This window comes from Streptomyces sp. SBT349 (assembly GCF_001083795.1).
Lineage (GTDB): Bacteria > Actinomycetota > Actinomycetes > Streptomycetales > Streptomycetaceae > Streptomyces.
In genome coordinates, this window is the sequence record NZ_LAVK01000017.1 from 1 (window position 1) to 15,217 (window position 15,217).

Genomic DNA, 15,217 nt, shown 5'->3' on the forward strand with positions numbered 1-15,217 from the left:
GGGGCGGGTTCAGGTGGTCGATCTCCAGCACCGGCGCCACCCGCTCCAGCTCGCGCAGCAGCCCGTGACTGGAGCCCAGGGGCCCACCGCCGGCCAGCAGCGTCTCGTTGACCAGCGGGTGCGGGAAGTCGACCGGGACGTACGCGCCCGCGTGGTCGAAGTGCCACACCAGGTGCGACTGCTGCGCGCTCGCCTCGAACATCTCCAGCAGATGCTGGTAGTCGCCGTCCAGCTCCTCCGCCGGGGAGACCGGCAGGCCGCTGAGCTGGAGCAGGTAGGCGCGGCGCAGCAGGTGGAGCGCGGCGTAGTCGAAGCCCGCGATCGGCGCGACCGCCCCGGACATGCCGGGGACGTACCCGTAGACGGGGACCGGCGGCAGCCCGGCCTCGTTCAGGGCCCGGTCGTACTCGGCGAGCTCGTCGGCGAACGGATTGTCGGGGCTGTGGCACAGCACATCGACGAGGGGGACCAGCCACAGGTCACAGGCCACGTCACTGCTTTCTCTGCGAGGGGCGCGTACGGGCCAGCGTAGAGCCTGAAACGGCCTCATGCCCCGGTCAGTTGCGCGGCGAGGGCGAGGGCCTGGGCGCGGTAGGCGCCGAGCAGGCGGGCCGTTCCCGCGGGGTCCTGGCGTTCGACCGAGTCGGCGAGCTCCAGATGGCCCGCCCACAGGCGCCCGGCGAGGCCGGGTTCGCGGCGCAGGTAGGGCACGGTGAACGCCCAGCAGGCGACCCGCAGCCGGTCGAGGAAGTCCCCGATGTGGGGGTTGCCGAGCAGCGCGTCGAGCTCGCGCCAGAAGCGCAGGTCGTAGGCGATGAGGATGTCCAGGTCGCCGGCCAGGGCGGCCTGCCGCGCGGCGGCGGCGCGGCGGCGGATCGAGGTGAACGCCTCGGGCAGCGCCTCGCGCCCGGCCAGCTCCGGGTTCATCACCAGGACGCCGTCGCTGACGATGCGCTGCGCCTCGATCATGCTGCGGAAGTCTTCGAGCGAGAACCGCCTGATGCGGAAGCCGCGGTGCTGCTCCACCTCCAGGAGGCCCTGGGCCGAGAGGTCCACCAGGGCCTCGCGGACCGGCGTGGCCGAGACGCCGTACTGCTCGGCTATCTCCCGCACGGTGAATTCCCCGCCCGGGGCGAGCCGCCCGGCGAGGATCTCCTCCCGCAGGGCGTCGGCGAGTTGCTCGCGCAAGGTGCTGCGTTGAATCACGGCGGCCCAGCCTAGCCCTCCCCCGTTGACAGCATGCTGTCCATTTGCCAGGATGCTGTCACAGGCACCCGTTCCCGAGGCCGGGAGGCCCGCATGAACAAGACCGTTCACCTCGCCGTATACGACACACTCGCCGACTGGGAGACCGGTCACGCCACCGCCGAGCTGGCCAGGCGCGGCTACCGGGTGGTGACCACCGGGCCCACCACCGAGCCGGTGACCACCGTCGCCGGCGTGCGCGTGCTGCCGGAGATCGCGCTCGCCGACCTCTCCCCCGAGGACAGCGCGCTGCTGATCCTGCCCGGCGCCGACCTGTGGCTGGAGGGCGAGGCGCTGGCGCCGTTCGCCGACGCCGCCCGCCGCTTCACCGAGGCGGGGGTGCCCGTGGCCGCGATCTGCGGCGCGACGGTGGGTCTCGCCCGCGCCGGGCTCCTCGACGACCGCGCGCACACCGGCGCGGCGCCGTACGTGCTCGGGCTCAGCGGGTACGCGGGCGGCGAGCTGTACCGGGACGCGGACGCGGTCTGCGACCGCGACGTGATCACGGCGGGGCCGACGGACCCGGAGGCGTTCGCCCGCGAGATCTTCCGGCGGCTCGGCGTCTTCGGTCCCGAGGTGCTCGACGCGTGGTTCCGGCTGTTCGCGCACTCCGACGCGGACGCCTACGAGACCGTGGCGGCGGCCGGGTGACCCCCGGGGGAGCGCCCGCCCTGCTGTCCGGCACCGCGCTGACGTCCTTCAGGATCAACGGCCAGTTCCTCGCCGTCGCCGAGGGGCTGGCCCGCCCGGCGGGGCTGACCGCCGCGTGGTGGCAGGTGCTCGGGGCGGTGCTGAACGAGCCGCTGACCGTGGCCGGGATCGCGCGCGCGATGGGCATCACCCGGCAGAGCGTGCAGCGCATCGCGGACCTGCTGGTCGAGCGCGGCCTCGCGGCGTACCGGCCCAACCCGGCGCACCGCAGGGCCAAGCTGCTCGCGGTGACCGACGAGGGGCGGACGGCGGTGGACCGGATCGGCCCCGGGCACGCCGAGTTCGCCGCCCGGCTGAGCGAAGAGCTGGGCGGCGAGGAGGAGTTCGCCCGCGTCCACGACGTGCTGCGACGGCTCACCGCCGCGCTGGACCGCCTGGAGGAGTGACCCGGGCGCCGGGCGGTCCGCGCCCCCCGGGGGGAGTTCACGTCACGGGGTGAGTTACAGAACGGGTGACGAGTCGTGACACGGCGGGGACCGGCCGGACCAGGGGCGTTGGCCCTATGCTCGGGGCGACGTGTCCGCGCACCGGGGGGAAGGACGTCCGCGCATGGAATCGCTCGCGCCCGAGGACCCGCGCACGATCGGTGGCTACCGACTGCTCGCCCGGCTCGGCGAGGGCGGCATGGGGCAGGTCTACCTGGCGCGTTCCGAGCGCGGCAGGACCGTCGCCGTCAAGACCATCCAGCCGGGGCTGGCCAGGGAGCCGGACTTCCGGCGGCGGTTCGCGCGGGAGATCACCACCGCGCGGCGGGTGGGCGGCGAGTGGACCGCCCCGGTGCTCGACGCCGACACCGAGGCGGCGACGCCCTGGGTCGCCACCGGGTACATCGCCGGGCCGACGCTCCACCGGGTCGTCGCGGAGGACTACGGCCCGCTGCCCGAGCGCTCCCTCGCCTTCCTCGCCTCGGGGCTGACGCGGGCGCTGCGCGACATCCACAGCACCGGGCTGATCCACCGCGACCTCAAGCCGTCGAACATCATGATCACCATCGACGGCCCCCGCGTCATCGACTTCGGCATCGCCCGCGCCCTGGACGGCATCACCAGCGGCGGGCTGACCAGGACGGGGGCCGTGATCGGCTCCCCCGGCTTCATGTCGCCCGAGCAGGTCCGCGGCCAGCGGCTCACCCCCGCGAGCGACGTCTTCTGCCTCGGCTCGGTGCTGGCCTACGCGGCCACCGGGAGGCTGCCGTTCGGGACCGGGGACAGCGGCGGGCACGCGCTGATGTTCCGGATCGTGGAGGAGGAGCCGGACCTCGACGGGGTGCCGGACGCGGTGCGCGGGCTGGTCGCCGACTGCCTGCTCAAGGACGCGGAGCAACGCCCCGGCGTCGAGGGGCTGCTGGAGCGGACCGGGCCCGGAGGCGACGGGCCCTGGCTGCCCGCCGAGGTGCTGGCACAGCTCGGCCGCCACGCGGTCTCGCTGCTGGACAGCGAGGACCCTGACGCCGTGTCCGGACCGGCCGCGCCCCCGGCGCCGCCCGCCCCCGGGGGGCCCAGGACGCCGCCGACGTTCGGCGCCCACGCCGACGTCACCACGGCCGCGCCCTCACCCGGCGGCGCGGCGCACCCGCCGACCTACGCCGTGCCCCCGGCGCACACGCCCCCACCGCACCACACCCCCGTGCCCCCGCACACCCTCGCGCCGCCTCACACGCCGGTGCCGGGCGCGCCGGTGCCCCGCGCGCCGGTGACGTACACGCCGCAGGGGTACCGGGAGCCCCCGACGCGCCCCTGGCACTCAGCGCCGGCGTACGCGCCGCCGCCCCCGGCGCCGCCCCCAAAACCACGGCCGGTGCGCGGATCGACCACCGCGCTGACCGCCCTGTTCGCCGTGATGGCGCTGACGCTGGCCGTCACCCTGGCGCTGTACGCGCAGGTGGCGGGCGACATCGGCGACTGGGAGAGCGAACTGCTCCGTGGCGGGGGCGACGTGACCCTGATCTCCGAGACGGCCGAGAAGCGGAAGAACGACCTGGAGTGGTTCGCCAACGCGGCGGGCGTGGTCCAACTGGCCCTGTTCCTCGTCTGGTTGATCTGGTTCTGGCAGGTCAGGCGCAACGCGGAGGCGTTCGCCCCCGGCCGGATCAGGTACAAGCAGAGCCGCGCGGCCGTCTTCTGGTTCATCCCACTCGCCAACCTGGCGCTGCCCAAGCAGATCGCCGACGACATCTGGCGCGCCTCGCACCCGAGGCCGTACGCGTCCCTCGCCCTGGTCAACGCCTGGTGGACCCTGCTCCTCGCCTACCTGCTCTCGGGCGTGGTGCTGAGCGGCCAGCCGTGGCACGAGGCGGAGAACGTCGGCCAGGCCACCCGGCGCGCCGTGCTCGGCGCCCTCCAGAACGGCCTCGGCCTGGCCGCGGCCGTGGCGGCGCTCGTTCTCGTCAGGAGGATCGCCGGCATGCAACACGCGCGGCTCACCGGCACACCGCACTGAGCCGCGCGCTCCAGCAGCCCCGCTGACCCGCATGGGCGGTCGGCCCGTTCACCTTTATCCTCGGTGGGGCAACCAACGACAGTATCGGGGGAGTCTGCTCCATATGGATCGGCTGACGCCACAGGACCCGCACCGGATAGGGGAGTACCGGCTGCTCGGCAGGCTCGGCGAAGGCGGGATGGGACAGGTCTTCCTGGCCCGTTCCGAACGCGGCCGGACCGTCGCCGTCAAGACGATCAGGTCCGCACTCGCCCAGGAGCCCGACTTCAGGCGGCGGTTCGCACAGGAGATCACCGCCGCGCGCCGGGTGGGCGGCCGGTGGACCGCGCCCGTGCTCGACGCCGACACGGAGGCGGCGACGCCCTGGGTCGCCACCGGGTACATCGCCGGGCCCTCGCTGCACGAGGTCGTGAGCCGGGACTTCGGCACGCTGCCCGAGCACAGCGTCCGCCTCCTGGCCAACGGCCTGGCGCACGCGCTCCAGGACATCCACGGCGCCGGGCTCGTGCACCGCGACCTCAAGCCGTCCAACGTGCTGCTCACCATCGACGGGCCGCGGGTCATCGACTTCGGCATCGCCCGCGCCCTGGAGCCGGGCCCCGGCGAGGGGATCACCCGCACCGGCGCGACGGTGGGCTCCCCCGGGTTCATGTCCCCCGAGCAGATCCGCGGGGGGCGGCTGAGCCCGGCCAGCGACATCTTCTGCCTCGGCTCGCTGCTGGCGTACGCGGCCACCGGCCACACCCCGTTCGGCGCGCTGGACTCGGGCGTGCACATCCTGATGTTCAACATCGCGGAGGAGCCGCCCGATCTGGCGGGCGTGCCCGAGGGGCTCCACGAGCTGATATCCGGCTGTCTCGCCAAGGAGCCCGAGCGGCGGATCACGGTGGAGCAGCTGCTCCAGGCGACCACGCCGCTCAGCGTCTCCCGCGAGCCGTGGCTGCCCGGCGCGCTGGTCGCCCAGCTCGGGCGGCACGCCGTCGAGTTGCTCGACTCGGAGAACCCGGAGAGCCGCACCGATCTGCCGGTGGTGCCCCCGTCCGCCGCGGCCTCGCCGCCCCCGCCCTCGGGCCCGCGGCCCGCGCACTCCTCGCCCTGGCCCGCCTCCACGAGTCCGCAGCCCAGGCCCGCGCCGGTCCCCTCGCCGTACTCGCAGCCGGGCACTCCCTACCGCCCCGCGGCGCCCTCGCTCCCCTCGGTCGGCGGTTACCCCGGCGGCGGCTACGGCACCCCGCCGCCGCCCTCGGGCCGCTCGCGGCGTCCGGCCACCATCGCCTCGATCGCCGCCGTGCTGGTCGTGATGGCGGTGCTCGGCGTGCTGGTGGCCCAGCAGGTGACCGGGGACGGCGGCGGCGGAGGCGGGGGCGACGGCGTGATCGACGAGGCGTATCTCGGCGCCTGGCAGGGCGAGTACACGGACGACGGCGGCGATGTGAAGGAGCTGCGCTTCGAGATCGAGCAGGGCGGCGAGGGCGAAGTCGTGGGCCGGGCCCTGACGCTCACCCCCAGGACCCTGTGCGTCTTCGAGATGCAGCTCGACTCGTTCGACGGCCGGCTCTCGTTCACCGAGGTCGCCGACTGGAGCGCGCCCGAGGACGAGATCGAGGAGTCCTGCCGGGACAACACCACCGTCCAGACGCTGCGCCTCAACGAGGAGGGCGGGATGGACTGGGCGTACAGCAGCCAGAGCGCGGTGCTGCACACCGCCGACCCGGCCGCGGCCGAGAACGTCCCGGCGGGGCTGCTCGGCGAGTGGCGGGACGAGTGGCACGACGAGGACCAGGATGTGGACGGCGAGGACATCGTCACCATCTCGCAGGGCAGAGTCGGGGACATCGTGCTGCGGTTCGCCAGGTCGCAGGACGGCGAGATGACGTGCACCTGGGAGAACCACCTGGTGGCGGTCGGGGAGCGGCAGATCACGCTGGGTCCCGACCAGTTGGTGGAGAGCGGGCCCGACGCGGACTGCAGCGTCTACCCGAGCTTCCGGCTGTTCCAGGAGGACGGCGACGAGGACACCATCAAGATCAATTGGCTGGACCGCCTCGACGAGGACCCGGCCGAGCTGGAACGTATCGAATAGGTCTCTTTCATGTCTGCTCCATGTCCCCTTCAGGTCACGAATTGGTACGGATGCCGACGTCAGAGGGGCACGGGGGAACCGGTCGCCGTTCGGCTCCTGTCCCCTACCTTGTGTACGGTCCCCCGTATTCTCATGAGGCTTATCGGAGCGAAGGGGAGTAGCACGACATGAAACCGCTCGGGCCGACCGATCCTCAACGAGTGGGCCACTACCGCCTGCTGGGGAAATTGGGCGCCGGCGGAATGGGCAGCGTTTATCTCGCCCGCTCCGACCGCGGGCGCACGGTGGCCGTCAAGCTCGTCCAGCCGGAGCTCGCGGCACAACCGGAGTTCAGACAACGGTTCCAGCACGAGGTCGACGCGGCGCGCCGCGTCGGCGGTGACTGGACCGCTCCGGTGCTCGGCTGCGACACCGAGGCGGAGACGCCCTGGGTGGCCACCGGCTACGTGGCGGGTCCCTCGCTCCACGAGGTCGTCGCCCACACCTATGGCCGCCTGCCCGAACGCTCGCTGCGGATCCTCGCCAACGGCCTGGTCAAGGCGTTGCGCGACATCCACGCCGCGGGCTTGGTGCACCGCGACCTCAAGCCGTCGAACGTCATGATCACCATCGACGGCCCCCGCGTCATCGACTTCGGCATCGCCCGCGCCCTGGAGGCCGGCGGCGAGGGGCTGACGAGGACGGGCGCGGCCGTCGGCTCGCCCGGCTTCATGTCGCCCGAGCAGTGCCGCGGCGAGGTCCTGACCGCCGCGAGCGACGTCTTCTGTCTCGGCTCCGTGCTCACCTTCGCGGCGACCGGCTCCACCCCGTTCGGCGACGCCAACAGCGCGATGACCGCGCTGATGCTGCGGATCGTCCAGGGCCAGCAGGACCTGAGCGAGGTGCCCGAGGGGCTGCGCGGCCTGATCGAGCGATGCCTGGCGCAGCACCCGGCGGACCGGCCCAGCCTGGACGAACTCATCGCGTACACCGAGTCCGCGGAGAACGACGAGGAGCCCTGGCTGCCGGGCGCGCTGGTGGCCAAGCTCGGCCGCCACGCGGTGGAGCTGCTGGACTCCGAGGACCCGCTCCAGGCGCCGCCGAAGCCGGCGACGCAGCCGCCGCCCGCGATGCCGCACATGCCGCCGACGCCGGCCCCGCCGTCGTCCATACCCGGCATGCCGCCCACGAGTCCGCTGCCGGCGCAGCCGCCGACGCAGCTGAGCGTGCCCGCGACGCCGCCCCCGAGCCCTCCGCCGAACTCGGGGGTGGACGGGATGGCCACGATGACCTCGGCCATGCCGCCCGCCGGGTACGGCACCCCGCCCCCCGCGGGCGGCGGCTACGGCTACCCGCAGGGCCCCGGGGGCCCCGGAGGGCCCGCCGGGTACGGCTACCCGCAGGCGCCGGGCACGCCCGGGTACGGCTCGCCGGTCCCCGGCGACGTCAACTCCGTGCAGGGCCCCTACGGCGCGAGCTACCCGGCGGGGCCGATGGGTCACGGCGGCCCCGGCGCTCCGGGCGGTCCCGGCCACGGCGGTCACGGCGGCGGACAGCGCAAGAACATCACGTGGATCGTGGTCGCGGCGGTCGCCGTCTTCGCCCTGGCCGCGGGCATCGCGGTGGTCTCCATGAGCGGCGGCGACGACGAGCCGGACGACCCGCCCACCGCGCAGCCGTCCAACGACCCCACCGAGGACCCGACCCAGGACCCGACGCCGACCGAGGACCCGACCGAGGACCCCGCGCCGCCCGGGGGCGGGGAGGGCACCGTGGGGTACGAGTACATCGGCTCCTGGGAGGGCCCGGTCCTCAACGACGGCGAGGACGCCGGCTGGTACCAGCGGATCGAGATCAACGAGGGCTCCACGGGCGACACGGTGACGACGCAGTGGACGCTGCTGCGGACCCTGCTGTGCACCGAGGAGTCGCAGCTGACCGGGGTCGGCGACGCGCTGACCCTGACGGGCACCGGCACCACGGTCACCGCTCCCACCGACGACCCGAGCCGCTGCGAGCCGTACGGCGAGCAGACCATCGAGCCCCAGGGCGACGGCACGCTGCTGTGGACCTCGGGCAGCCTGACCGCCGAGCTGACGATGGCCGACCTGAGCCAGGGCGGCGACGGCATGCCGATCGCCATCTACGAGGGGCAGTACCAGTCCCCCGACTACCAGGTCACCTTCCCGTTCTCCGCCTCCGCGGGCGAGCTGGGGGTCACCTACACGAACGGCTCCTGCACCTGGGAGGGGCACCTGGTGGCCAACCACACCGACACCACCTCCATCCTGGTCGGCCCGGCCGAGGCCACCTCCGGCGACTGCGAGCCGCTGCCCTCGTTCACCATCTCCTGGACGCTGGGCTCGGGCGACTCCGAGGCGCAGTCGGTCGAGTTCTCCGAGTTCGACGGAAGCACGACGTTCAGCGCCGAACGCACCAACTGACGGGGTAACCCGGCGGGAGGGGGCCGGGGGCGCGCGTTCGACCGACGCGCCCCCGGCCCCCTCCGTCGTTCCCGCCGCGCTCCGCGCGCGGTCAGACGAACGCGTTGATCTGGATCGTCTCCTCGCGCCCCGGGCCGACGCCGATGGCCGAGACGGGGGCGCCCGAGAGCTCTTCGAGCGCCCGCACATAGCGCTGCGCGTTCTTCGGGAGCTCCTCGAAGGTCCGGGCCTTCGCGATGTTCTCGCTCCAGCCGGGCAGGTACTCGTAGACTGGCTTCGCGTGGTGGAAGTCGGTCTGGCTGTACGGCAGTTCATCCACGCGTCGGCCGTCGATCTCGTAGGCGACGCAGACCGGGACGCGGTCCCAGCCGGTGAGGACGTCGAGCTTGGTGAGGAAGAAGTCGGTCAGCCCGTTGACCCGGGTCGCGTACCGCGCGATCACCGCGTCGAACCAGCCGCAGCGCCGGTCGCGCCCGGTCGTGACGCCGAACTCGCCGCCGATGCGGCGCAGCGCCTCGCCGTCGGCGTCGTGCAGTTCGGTGGGGAACGGCCCCGCGCCGACCCGCGTGGTGTATGCCTTGAGGATGCCGATGACGCGGCTGATCTTCGTGGGCCCGACGCCCGAGCCCGTGCAGGCGCCGCCCGCGGTCGGGTTGGACGAGGTGACGAACGGATAGGTGCCGTGGTCGACGTCGAGCAGGGTGCCCTGGCCGCCCTCGAAGAGCACCACCTTGCCCTCGTCCACCGCCTGGTTGAGGACCAGGGTGGTGTCGCAGACGTAGTCCCTCAGCCGGTCCGCGTAGCCGAGCAGCTCGGTGACGACCTGGTCCGCGGCGATGGCGCGGCGGTTGTAGAGCTTGGCGAGGACCTGGTTCTTCTGGTCGAGCGCGGCGTCGACCTTCTGCCGGAGGATCGATTCGTCGAAGAGGTCCTGGACGCGGATGCCCTGCCGGTTGATCTTGTCGGCGTAACTCGGGCCGATGCCGCGCCCCGTGGTGCCGATCCTGCGGGTGCCGAGGAAGCGCTCGGAGACCTTGTCGAGGGTCTGGTGGTACGGGGTGATCAGGTGCGCGTTGCCGCTGATCAGCAGCCGGGAGGTGTCGATGCCGCGCGCGTTCAGCCCGCTCAGCTCGGAGAGCAGGACCTTCGGGTCGACGACGACGCCGTTGCCGATGACGGGAACGCAGCCGGGGGACAGGATGCCGGACGGCAGCAGGTGGAGCGCGTACTTCTGGTCGCCGACGACGACGGTGTGCCCCGCGTTGTTCCCGCCCTGGTAACGGACCACGTAGTCGACCGAACCGCCGAGCAGATCGGTGGCCTTGCCTTTGCCTTCGTCACCCCACTGAGCGCCGAGCAGCACAAGTGCGGGCACAGGCGTACACCCCTTTCGAGCGGGGCATCTACGCAAGGGCTGCCCCGGATCGACGAAACCCCTGGCGCAATCGCGACAGGGGCTCTTGCACAGAGAGCCTACGGGACACGCAGCCGGGAGGCGAACAGTCAGGTGCTCATCGTCATCGACCCGACGGCTCGGCGGACGGACGGGGAATCGGTGCGCATCGCCAGGGATGTGCTCTGCGCCGGCGAGGGTGAGGCGAAGGTTTGTGTGCTCGACCGCCCGGGGGCGCTCACGCGCGTCCTCGCGCGCCGGGGCGGGCGCCGGGTGGTGATCGTCGGGGACGACGGCGCGCTGCTGCGGGCGGTGACGCTGCTGCACGAGACGGGTGAACTGGGCGCGAGCCCGCTGGCGATGGTGCCGGTGGGTCCGGGGCCCTCGGTCGCGGTGGCCAGGGCTCTTGGGGTGCCGACGGACGCGGTGGCCGCGTCGCGCGCGGTGCTCACCGGGACCGACCGCCGTCTCGACCTGCTGACGGACGACGCGGGGGGCGTGGTGCTCGGCCCGCTCGGGATCCCCGCGCCCAACCCGCGGGCCTCGGGCGCCTCCGGGCTGTGGTGGCGGACGGTGCACCGGCCGCGGCAGCGGCTGCGGGTCGAGGCGGACGGACGGGTGCTCGCGGATCTGGACCGGCCGGTCGCCGGTGTCTCGCTGCGTGCGGCGGGCGGCCTGGCGGAGGTGGTGGTGCGGCCGAGCCCGGCGGGCGAGGACGTGTCGGCCCGCGCCACGTCGGTGACGGTGTCCGGGGCGGTGTCGGGGGCGGGCTTCAGCTACCGCGCGGACGCGGTCGTCCTGGGGCCGACGCGGGAGCGGACCTGGACCGTTCGCCCGGGAGCGCTGAGCCTGACGGTCCCGGCGGCCCGGAGCAACGGGTCGGGGTGACGGGTCCGGGTGACGGCGGGGGTGACGGCTCGGGGCGCGCGGCGGCGGGCGTGGGACGGCGCGTCAGCCGGCGCCGCGCTGCGCGCGCCAGCGCGCGAGGGTCTCGGGCAGCTCCATGCGGAGGAACGCGAGGAAGTCGGCGGTCTCGGCCAGCCTGACCCCGGCCTCCGTGTCGCGCCCCACCGCGTCGACGCCCGACTCCATGGTGGCGACCCAGCGCGCGAGCAGGGGGTCGCGGCTGGCGATGGCCTCGTGCCAGACGTCGTGCTGGAGCCGGTACCGCTCGCGGCGCGAGCCCGGCTCGCGCTCCCTGCTGAGCAGGTGCATCTGCGCCAGGTAGCGGACGGCGCCCGAGACGGCGGCGGGCGAGACCTGGAGCCGGTCGGCCAGCTCCGCGGAGGAGAGCGTGCCCTCCTGGGAGGCCAGCAGGCAGGCGAAGACGCGCGAGGCCATGCGCGGCATGCCGGCCTCGGTCATGTCGGCGGCGCACCGCTCGACCCAGGCGGCCGTGGCGTCGCTGTACGGCGGAACGGGCCGCCGCTCACCGGGCCGTCGCGTCGGGGGGGTGGGGTCGATCATCAGATCATCCTCCCATCCGCGTTCATGGAGCTTGACGCTTTCCTAACTTCACAACTTTGTGAATCAACAGTAAGTTGAAAACATGAACACGGCAAGCAACGCCATCACCGTCAGCGGTCTGGTGAAAACCTTCGGCCGGACCCGCGCCCTGGACGGTCTCGACCTGGAGGTCGGGACCGGCGAGGTGCACGGCTTCCTCGGGCCCAACGGCGCCGGGAAGTCCACCACCATCCGTGTCCTGCTGGGCCTGCTCCGCGCCGACGCGGGATCCGTGACCCTGCTCGGCGGGGACCCGTGGGACGACGCGGTGCGGTTGCACAGACGGCTCGCCTACGTTCCCGGCGATGTCGAGCTCTGGCCCAATCTGAGCGGCGGCGAGGCCATCGACCTCCTCGCCCGGCTCCGCGGCGGCCTGGACCGGGAGCGGCGCGACGAGCTCACCGAGCGATTCGCCCTCGACCCCACGAAGAAGGGCCGCACCTACTCCAAGGGGAACCGGCAGAAGGTCGCCCTGGTGGCCGCCCTCGCCTCGCGCGCGGACCTGCTGCTGCTCGACGAGCCCACCGCGGGCCTGGACCCGCTGATGGAGGTCGTCTTCCAGGACGTGATCAAGGAGGCCAAGGACGCGGGCAAGACCGTGCTCCTCTCCAGCCACATCCTGGCCCAGGTCGAGAAGCTCTGCGACCGGGTCAGCATCATCAGGCTCGGGAAAATCGTCCAGTCCGGGACGCTCAGCGAGATGCGCCACCTCACCCGCACCACCATCGAGGCGGAGACCGGCGAGCCCGTCACCGGCCTCGACGCACTGCCCGGGGTGCACGACGTGCGCGTCGAGAACGGCACGGTCCACTTCGGCGTCGACGGCGGCCACCTGGACGGCGCCGTCCGCCACCTCGCGGGCTTCGGCGTCCGCAGCCTGGTCAGCCACCCGCCGACCCTGGAGGAGCTCATGCTCCGCCACTACGGCGACGAGCTGGAGGCCCTGGAGGGCAACGGCCACCAGCACGCGGGAGCGGCGCGATGACCGCCACCGCGACCGCCGGTCCCGCCGCCCCCGCGAGGCCCGCGCACCCGGGCGGCCGGGGCGGAGCGCTGGCGGGCACCGGCACGCTCATCCGGTTCAACCTGCGGCGCGACCGCGTCCGGCTCCCGGTCTGGATCGGGGCCCTGTTCTTCGTCACCGTCGCCTCCGCCGCCAGCTTCGAGACCACCTATCCCGAGTTCGCGGACCGCGAGTCGGCCAAGCGGACCGTGGAGGGACCCGCCGGGCTCGCCATGTCGGGCCCCGAGCACTACCTCGGCGGCGACTACCACTACGGCGCCATGACCGGCCACCAGATGATCGGCGCGATGGCCATCGTCGTCGGCATCATGAGCGTGCTCACCGTCGTGCGGCACACGCGCACCGAGGAGGAGACCGGCCGCGCGGAGCTGCTGCGCTCCGCCGTGGTCGGCCGCCACGCCCACCTGGCCGCCGCCCTGACCGTCGCCGTCGCGGCCAACGTGGCGCTCGGCCTGCTGCTGGCCCTCGGCCTCGGCGGGCTCGGCGTCGAGAGCGTCACCGCCTCCGGCTCCCTGCTCTACGGCGCCGCCAGCGTCGCCGTCGGCGTCTCCTTCGCCGCCGTCGCGGCCGTGACGGTGCAGATCACCGCGTTCGCCCGCGGCGCCTCCGGCATGGCCATCGCCGTCGTCGGCGCGGCCTACACCCTGCGCGCGGTCGGCGACATCGGCGCCGACGCGCTGTCCTGGCTCTCCCCCATCGGCTGGGCCCAGCGCACCTACGTCTACGTCGACGACCGCTGGTGGCCGCTGCTGCTCCACGCCGCGTTCGCCGTCGGCTGCGTCCTCGTGGCCGTGGCCCTCTCCACCCGCCGCGACCTGGGCGCGGGTCTGCGCCCGCCGCGCCCCGGACGGCCGAGGGCGAGCGAGGCCCTGGCCCACCCGCTCGGCTTCGCGCTCCGCCTCCACCGCGGCGTGCTGATCGGCTTCGCCGCCGGAGGGCTGCTCACCGGCCTCACGTTCGGCTCGGTCCTCGGGGAGACGGAGGACCTGCTCGACAGCAGCGACGAGCTGCGCGAGTCCGTCGAACAGCTGGGCGGCGCCAGCCTGGCCGAGGCGTTCGCCTCCGTGGTCCTGGCCATCCTGACGCTGATCGCCGCCTGCTACGTGGTGATGGCCGTGCTGCGGGCGCGGGCCGAGGAGACCGGCGGGCGCGCCGAACCGCTGCTCGCCACCGGCCTGTCCCGCACCCGCTGGGCGGGCAGCCACCTGGCCGTCGCGCTGGCGGGCGGCACGCTGATCACGCTGCTGGCGGGCTTCGGCCTCGGCCTCGCGGGCGCGGGCTCCGCGGAGGACACCGGCCTGATCTGGAGCCTGACCTGGGGCGCGCTGGCGTACGCGCCCGCGCTGTGGGCGACCGCGGGGATCACGCTGGTGGTGTTCGGATGGTTCCCCCGGGCGTCGATGGCGGCGTGGGCCGTTCCGACCTACGCGTTCTTCGTCGTCTACCTGGGCAACCTGACCGACATCCCCGGTCTCCTGAGCAACCTGTCGCCGCTCAGCCATGTGCCGCAGGTGCCGGCCGCCGAGCTGGACTGGGTGCCGCTGCTCGCCCTCACGGCGGTCGCCGCGGGCACGAGCGCGCTGGGCCTGGCCGGCTTCCGGCGCAGGGACCTGGAGACCAAGTGACCCCGCACGGGCGCTGACGCGCGTCGGCTGACTTCGCATCGGCTGACCCCACGTCGGCTGACCCCGCGTCATGAGGGCCCGGCCGCCGCCTCCCCGTTCGGCGGCCGGGCCCTCACCCGCGAGGACGCGCTCCGGGTGCGGGCGGCGTCACGGACTGTTCGCATGAGTGACAACCCGTCACGCCCTCCGCGTGCGGCAGACGACCGGAGGTCACTCGTCCATGAAGCCCCGCATCCGCATCGCCACCCGTCTGACCGCGGCCACCGCCACGTCCGTTCTCGCCCTGGGCCTCGCGGCACCGGCCGCGCTCGCCCAGGACGCCGCCAGGCCCGGGTGGGACAGCTCCTCCCCGCTCACCATCTCGCCCAGCTCGGGCGGCGCCGGCACCTCGGTCACCGTCAAGGCCGCCTGCCAGCCGAGCGGTCCCGCCACCTCGCAGGCGTTCCAGCAGAACATCACCCTCCGCAAGAGCCACGACAAGCGCTGGGTCGGCACCGGCCGGATCAAACGCAGCGGCCTCCAGGTCGGCAGGAGCTACCAGGTCACCGTCCGCTGCTCCGACGGCGTCACGCTGAGCACGACGTTCACCTTCACCGCCGGCACCCCGAGCGGCGGCGCCTCCGCCGGCTTCGGCGGCCAGGGCGGCGCGAGCAGCGGCTCCACCCAGGCGACGGCCCTGGCCATCGGCGGCGGCATGGCCGTCGCGGGCGCGGTCGGGTACGTGTTCCTGGCCCGCCGCCGGCGCTCGACCGGCAACCACTTCTGAGG

At 73.7% G+C, this 15,217-nt stretch carries 13 protein-coding genes; 9 read left to right on the forward strand and 4 right to left on the reverse strand.

The window, feature by feature from the left end; translation table 11 throughout:
• Nucleotides 1-490, reverse strand: a 490-nt coding sequence (locus tag ADY01_RS03835) for a hypothetical protein (protein ID WP_049565376.1), incomplete at its 3' end; no start/stop codon positions are given.
• Between the two features lie 56 nt (nucleotides 491-546).
• Nucleotides 547-1,206 (reverse strand): GntR family transcriptional regulator, encoded by a 660-nt coding sequence (locus ADY01_RS03840; RefSeq protein WP_234320048.1) that lies wholly within the window; start codon nucleotides 1,204-1,206, stop codon nucleotides 547-549.
• A 93-nt stretch (nucleotides 1,207-1,299) separates the two neighbouring features.
• Between ADY01_RS03840 and ADY01_RS03845 the strand changes: the two genes are divergently transcribed.
• The 5 genes from ADY01_RS03845 (at nucleotide 1,300) to ADY01_RS40240 (ending at nucleotide 8,901) form a co-directional block, all read left to right on the forward strand.
• Complete coding sequence (locus tag ADY01_RS03845) at nucleotides 1,300-1,896, forward strand: DJ-1/PfpI family protein (protein ID WP_049565378.1); 597 nt, start codon at nucleotides 1,300-1,302, stop codon at nucleotides 1,894-1,896.
• On the forward strand, nucleotides 1,893-2,342 hold the full coding sequence (locus ADY01_RS03850) for a MarR family winged helix-turn-helix transcriptional regulator (RefSeq protein ID WP_049565380.1): 450 nt from the start codon (nucleotides 1,893-1,895) through the stop codon (nucleotides 2,340-2,342). Before ADY01_RS03845 ends, ADY01_RS03850 begins: the two co-directional genes overlap by 4 nt.
• Before the next feature lie 163 nt (nucleotides 2,343-2,505).
• On the forward strand, nucleotides 2,506-4,395 hold the full coding sequence (locus tag ADY01_RS03855) for a protein kinase domain-containing protein (RefSeq protein ID WP_053170478.1): 1,890 nt from the start codon (nucleotides 2,506-2,508) through the stop codon (nucleotides 4,393-4,395).
• A gap of 103 nt (nucleotides 4,396-4,498) precedes the next feature.
• The gene (locus ADY01_RS03860) at nucleotides 4,499-6,478 is read left to right on the forward strand and encodes a serine/threonine-protein kinase (RefSeq protein WP_053170482.1); all 1,980 of its coding nucleotides are present in this window, start codon (nucleotides 4,499-4,501) and stop codon (nucleotides 6,476-6,478) included.
• Between the two features lie 167 nt (nucleotides 6,479-6,645).
• Nucleotides 6,646-8,901 carry a serine/threonine-protein kinase gene (locus ADY01_RS40240; protein ID WP_078899966.1) on the forward strand — a complete coding sequence of 752 codons (2,256 nt, stop codon included), beginning with the start codon at nucleotides 6,646-6,648 and terminating at the stop codon, nucleotides 8,899-8,901.
• Nucleotides 8,902-8,992: 91 nt separating this feature from the next.
• Here ADY01_RS40240 and ADY01_RS03870 read toward each other — a convergent pair whose 3' ends face one another.
• The gene (locus ADY01_RS03870) at nucleotides 8,993-10,276 is read right to left on the reverse strand and encodes an adenylosuccinate synthase (protein WP_049565382.1); all 1,284 of its coding nucleotides are present in this window, start codon (nucleotides 10,274-10,276) and stop codon (nucleotides 8,993-8,995) included.
• Between the two features lie 132 nt (nucleotides 10,277-10,408).
• Here ADY01_RS03870 and ADY01_RS03875 point away from each other — a divergent pair, with 132 nt between their 5' ends.
• Entirely contained in the window at nucleotides 10,409-11,182 is a 774-nt protein-coding gene (locus tag ADY01_RS03875) for a diacylglycerol kinase family protein (protein ID WP_049565383.1), read from the forward strand.
• A 63-nt stretch (nucleotides 11,183-11,245) separates the two neighbouring features.
• On the opposite strand, the gene ADY01_RS03880 is transcribed toward ADY01_RS03875, so the two are convergent.
• The gene (locus ADY01_RS03880; RefSeq protein WP_078899967.1) at nucleotides 11,246-11,761 is read right to left on the reverse strand and encodes a GbsR/MarR family transcriptional regulator; all 516 of its coding nucleotides are present in this window, start codon (nucleotides 11,759-11,761) and stop codon (nucleotides 11,246-11,248) included.
• An 82-nt stretch (nucleotides 11,762-11,843) separates the two neighbouring features.
• Between ADY01_RS03880 and ADY01_RS03885 the strand changes: the two genes are divergently transcribed.
• From ADY01_RS03885 to ADY01_RS37900, 3 genes are all read left to right on the forward strand, one after another.
• A complete protein-coding gene (locus ADY01_RS03885) occupies nucleotides 11,844-12,785 on the forward strand; it encodes an ABC transporter ATP-binding protein (protein WP_049565386.1) in 942 nt (313 codons plus the stop codon).
• Entirely contained in the window at nucleotides 12,782-14,449 is a 1,668-nt protein-coding gene (locus tag ADY01_RS03890) for an ABC transporter permease (RefSeq protein WP_049565389.1), read from the forward strand. Before ADY01_RS03885 ends, ADY01_RS03890 begins: the two co-directional genes overlap by 4 nt.
• A gap of 220 nt (nucleotides 14,450-14,669) precedes the next feature.
• Nucleotides 14,670-15,215 (forward strand): hypothetical protein, encoded by a 546-nt coding sequence (locus tag ADY01_RS37900; RefSeq protein WP_049565391.1) that lies wholly within the window; start codon nucleotides 14,670-14,672, stop codon nucleotides 15,213-15,215.
• Nucleotides 15,216-15,217 lie beyond the last annotated feature (2 nt).

Excerpts from the sequence above, each read along its gene's own strand:
- ADY01_RS03845 (WP_049565378.1), top strand. The coding sequence starts at position 1,300 with ATGAACAAGACCGTTCACCTCGCCGTATACGACACACTCGCCGACTGG.
- ADY01_RS03855 (WP_053170478.1), top strand. The coding sequence starts at position 2,506 with ATGGAATCGCTCGCGCCCGAGGACCCGCGCACGATCGGTGGCTACCGA.
- ADY01_RS03860 (WP_053170482.1), top strand. The coding sequence starts at position 4,499 with ATGGATCGGCTGACGCCACAGGACCCGCACCGGATAGGGGAGTACCGG.
- ADY01_RS40240 (WP_078899966.1), top strand. The coding sequence starts at position 6,646 with ATGAAACCGCTCGGGCCGACCGATCCTCAACGAGTGGGCCACTACCGC.
- ADY01_RS03880 (WP_078899967.1), bottom strand. The coding sequence starts at position 11,761 with ATGATCGACCCCACCCCCCCGACGCGACGGCCCGGTGAGCGGCGGCCC.
- ADY01_RS03885 (WP_049565386.1), top strand. The coding sequence starts at position 11,844 with ATGAACACGGCAAGCAACGCCATCACCGTCAGCGGTCTGGTGAAAACC.
- ADY01_RS03890 (WP_049565389.1), top strand. The coding sequence starts at position 12,782 with ATGACCGCCACCGCGACCGCCGGTCCCGCCGCCCCCGCGAGGCCCGCG.
- ADY01_RS37900 (WP_049565391.1), top strand. The coding sequence starts at position 14,670 with ATGAAGCCCCGCATCCGCATCGCCACCCGTCTGACCGCGGCCACCGCC.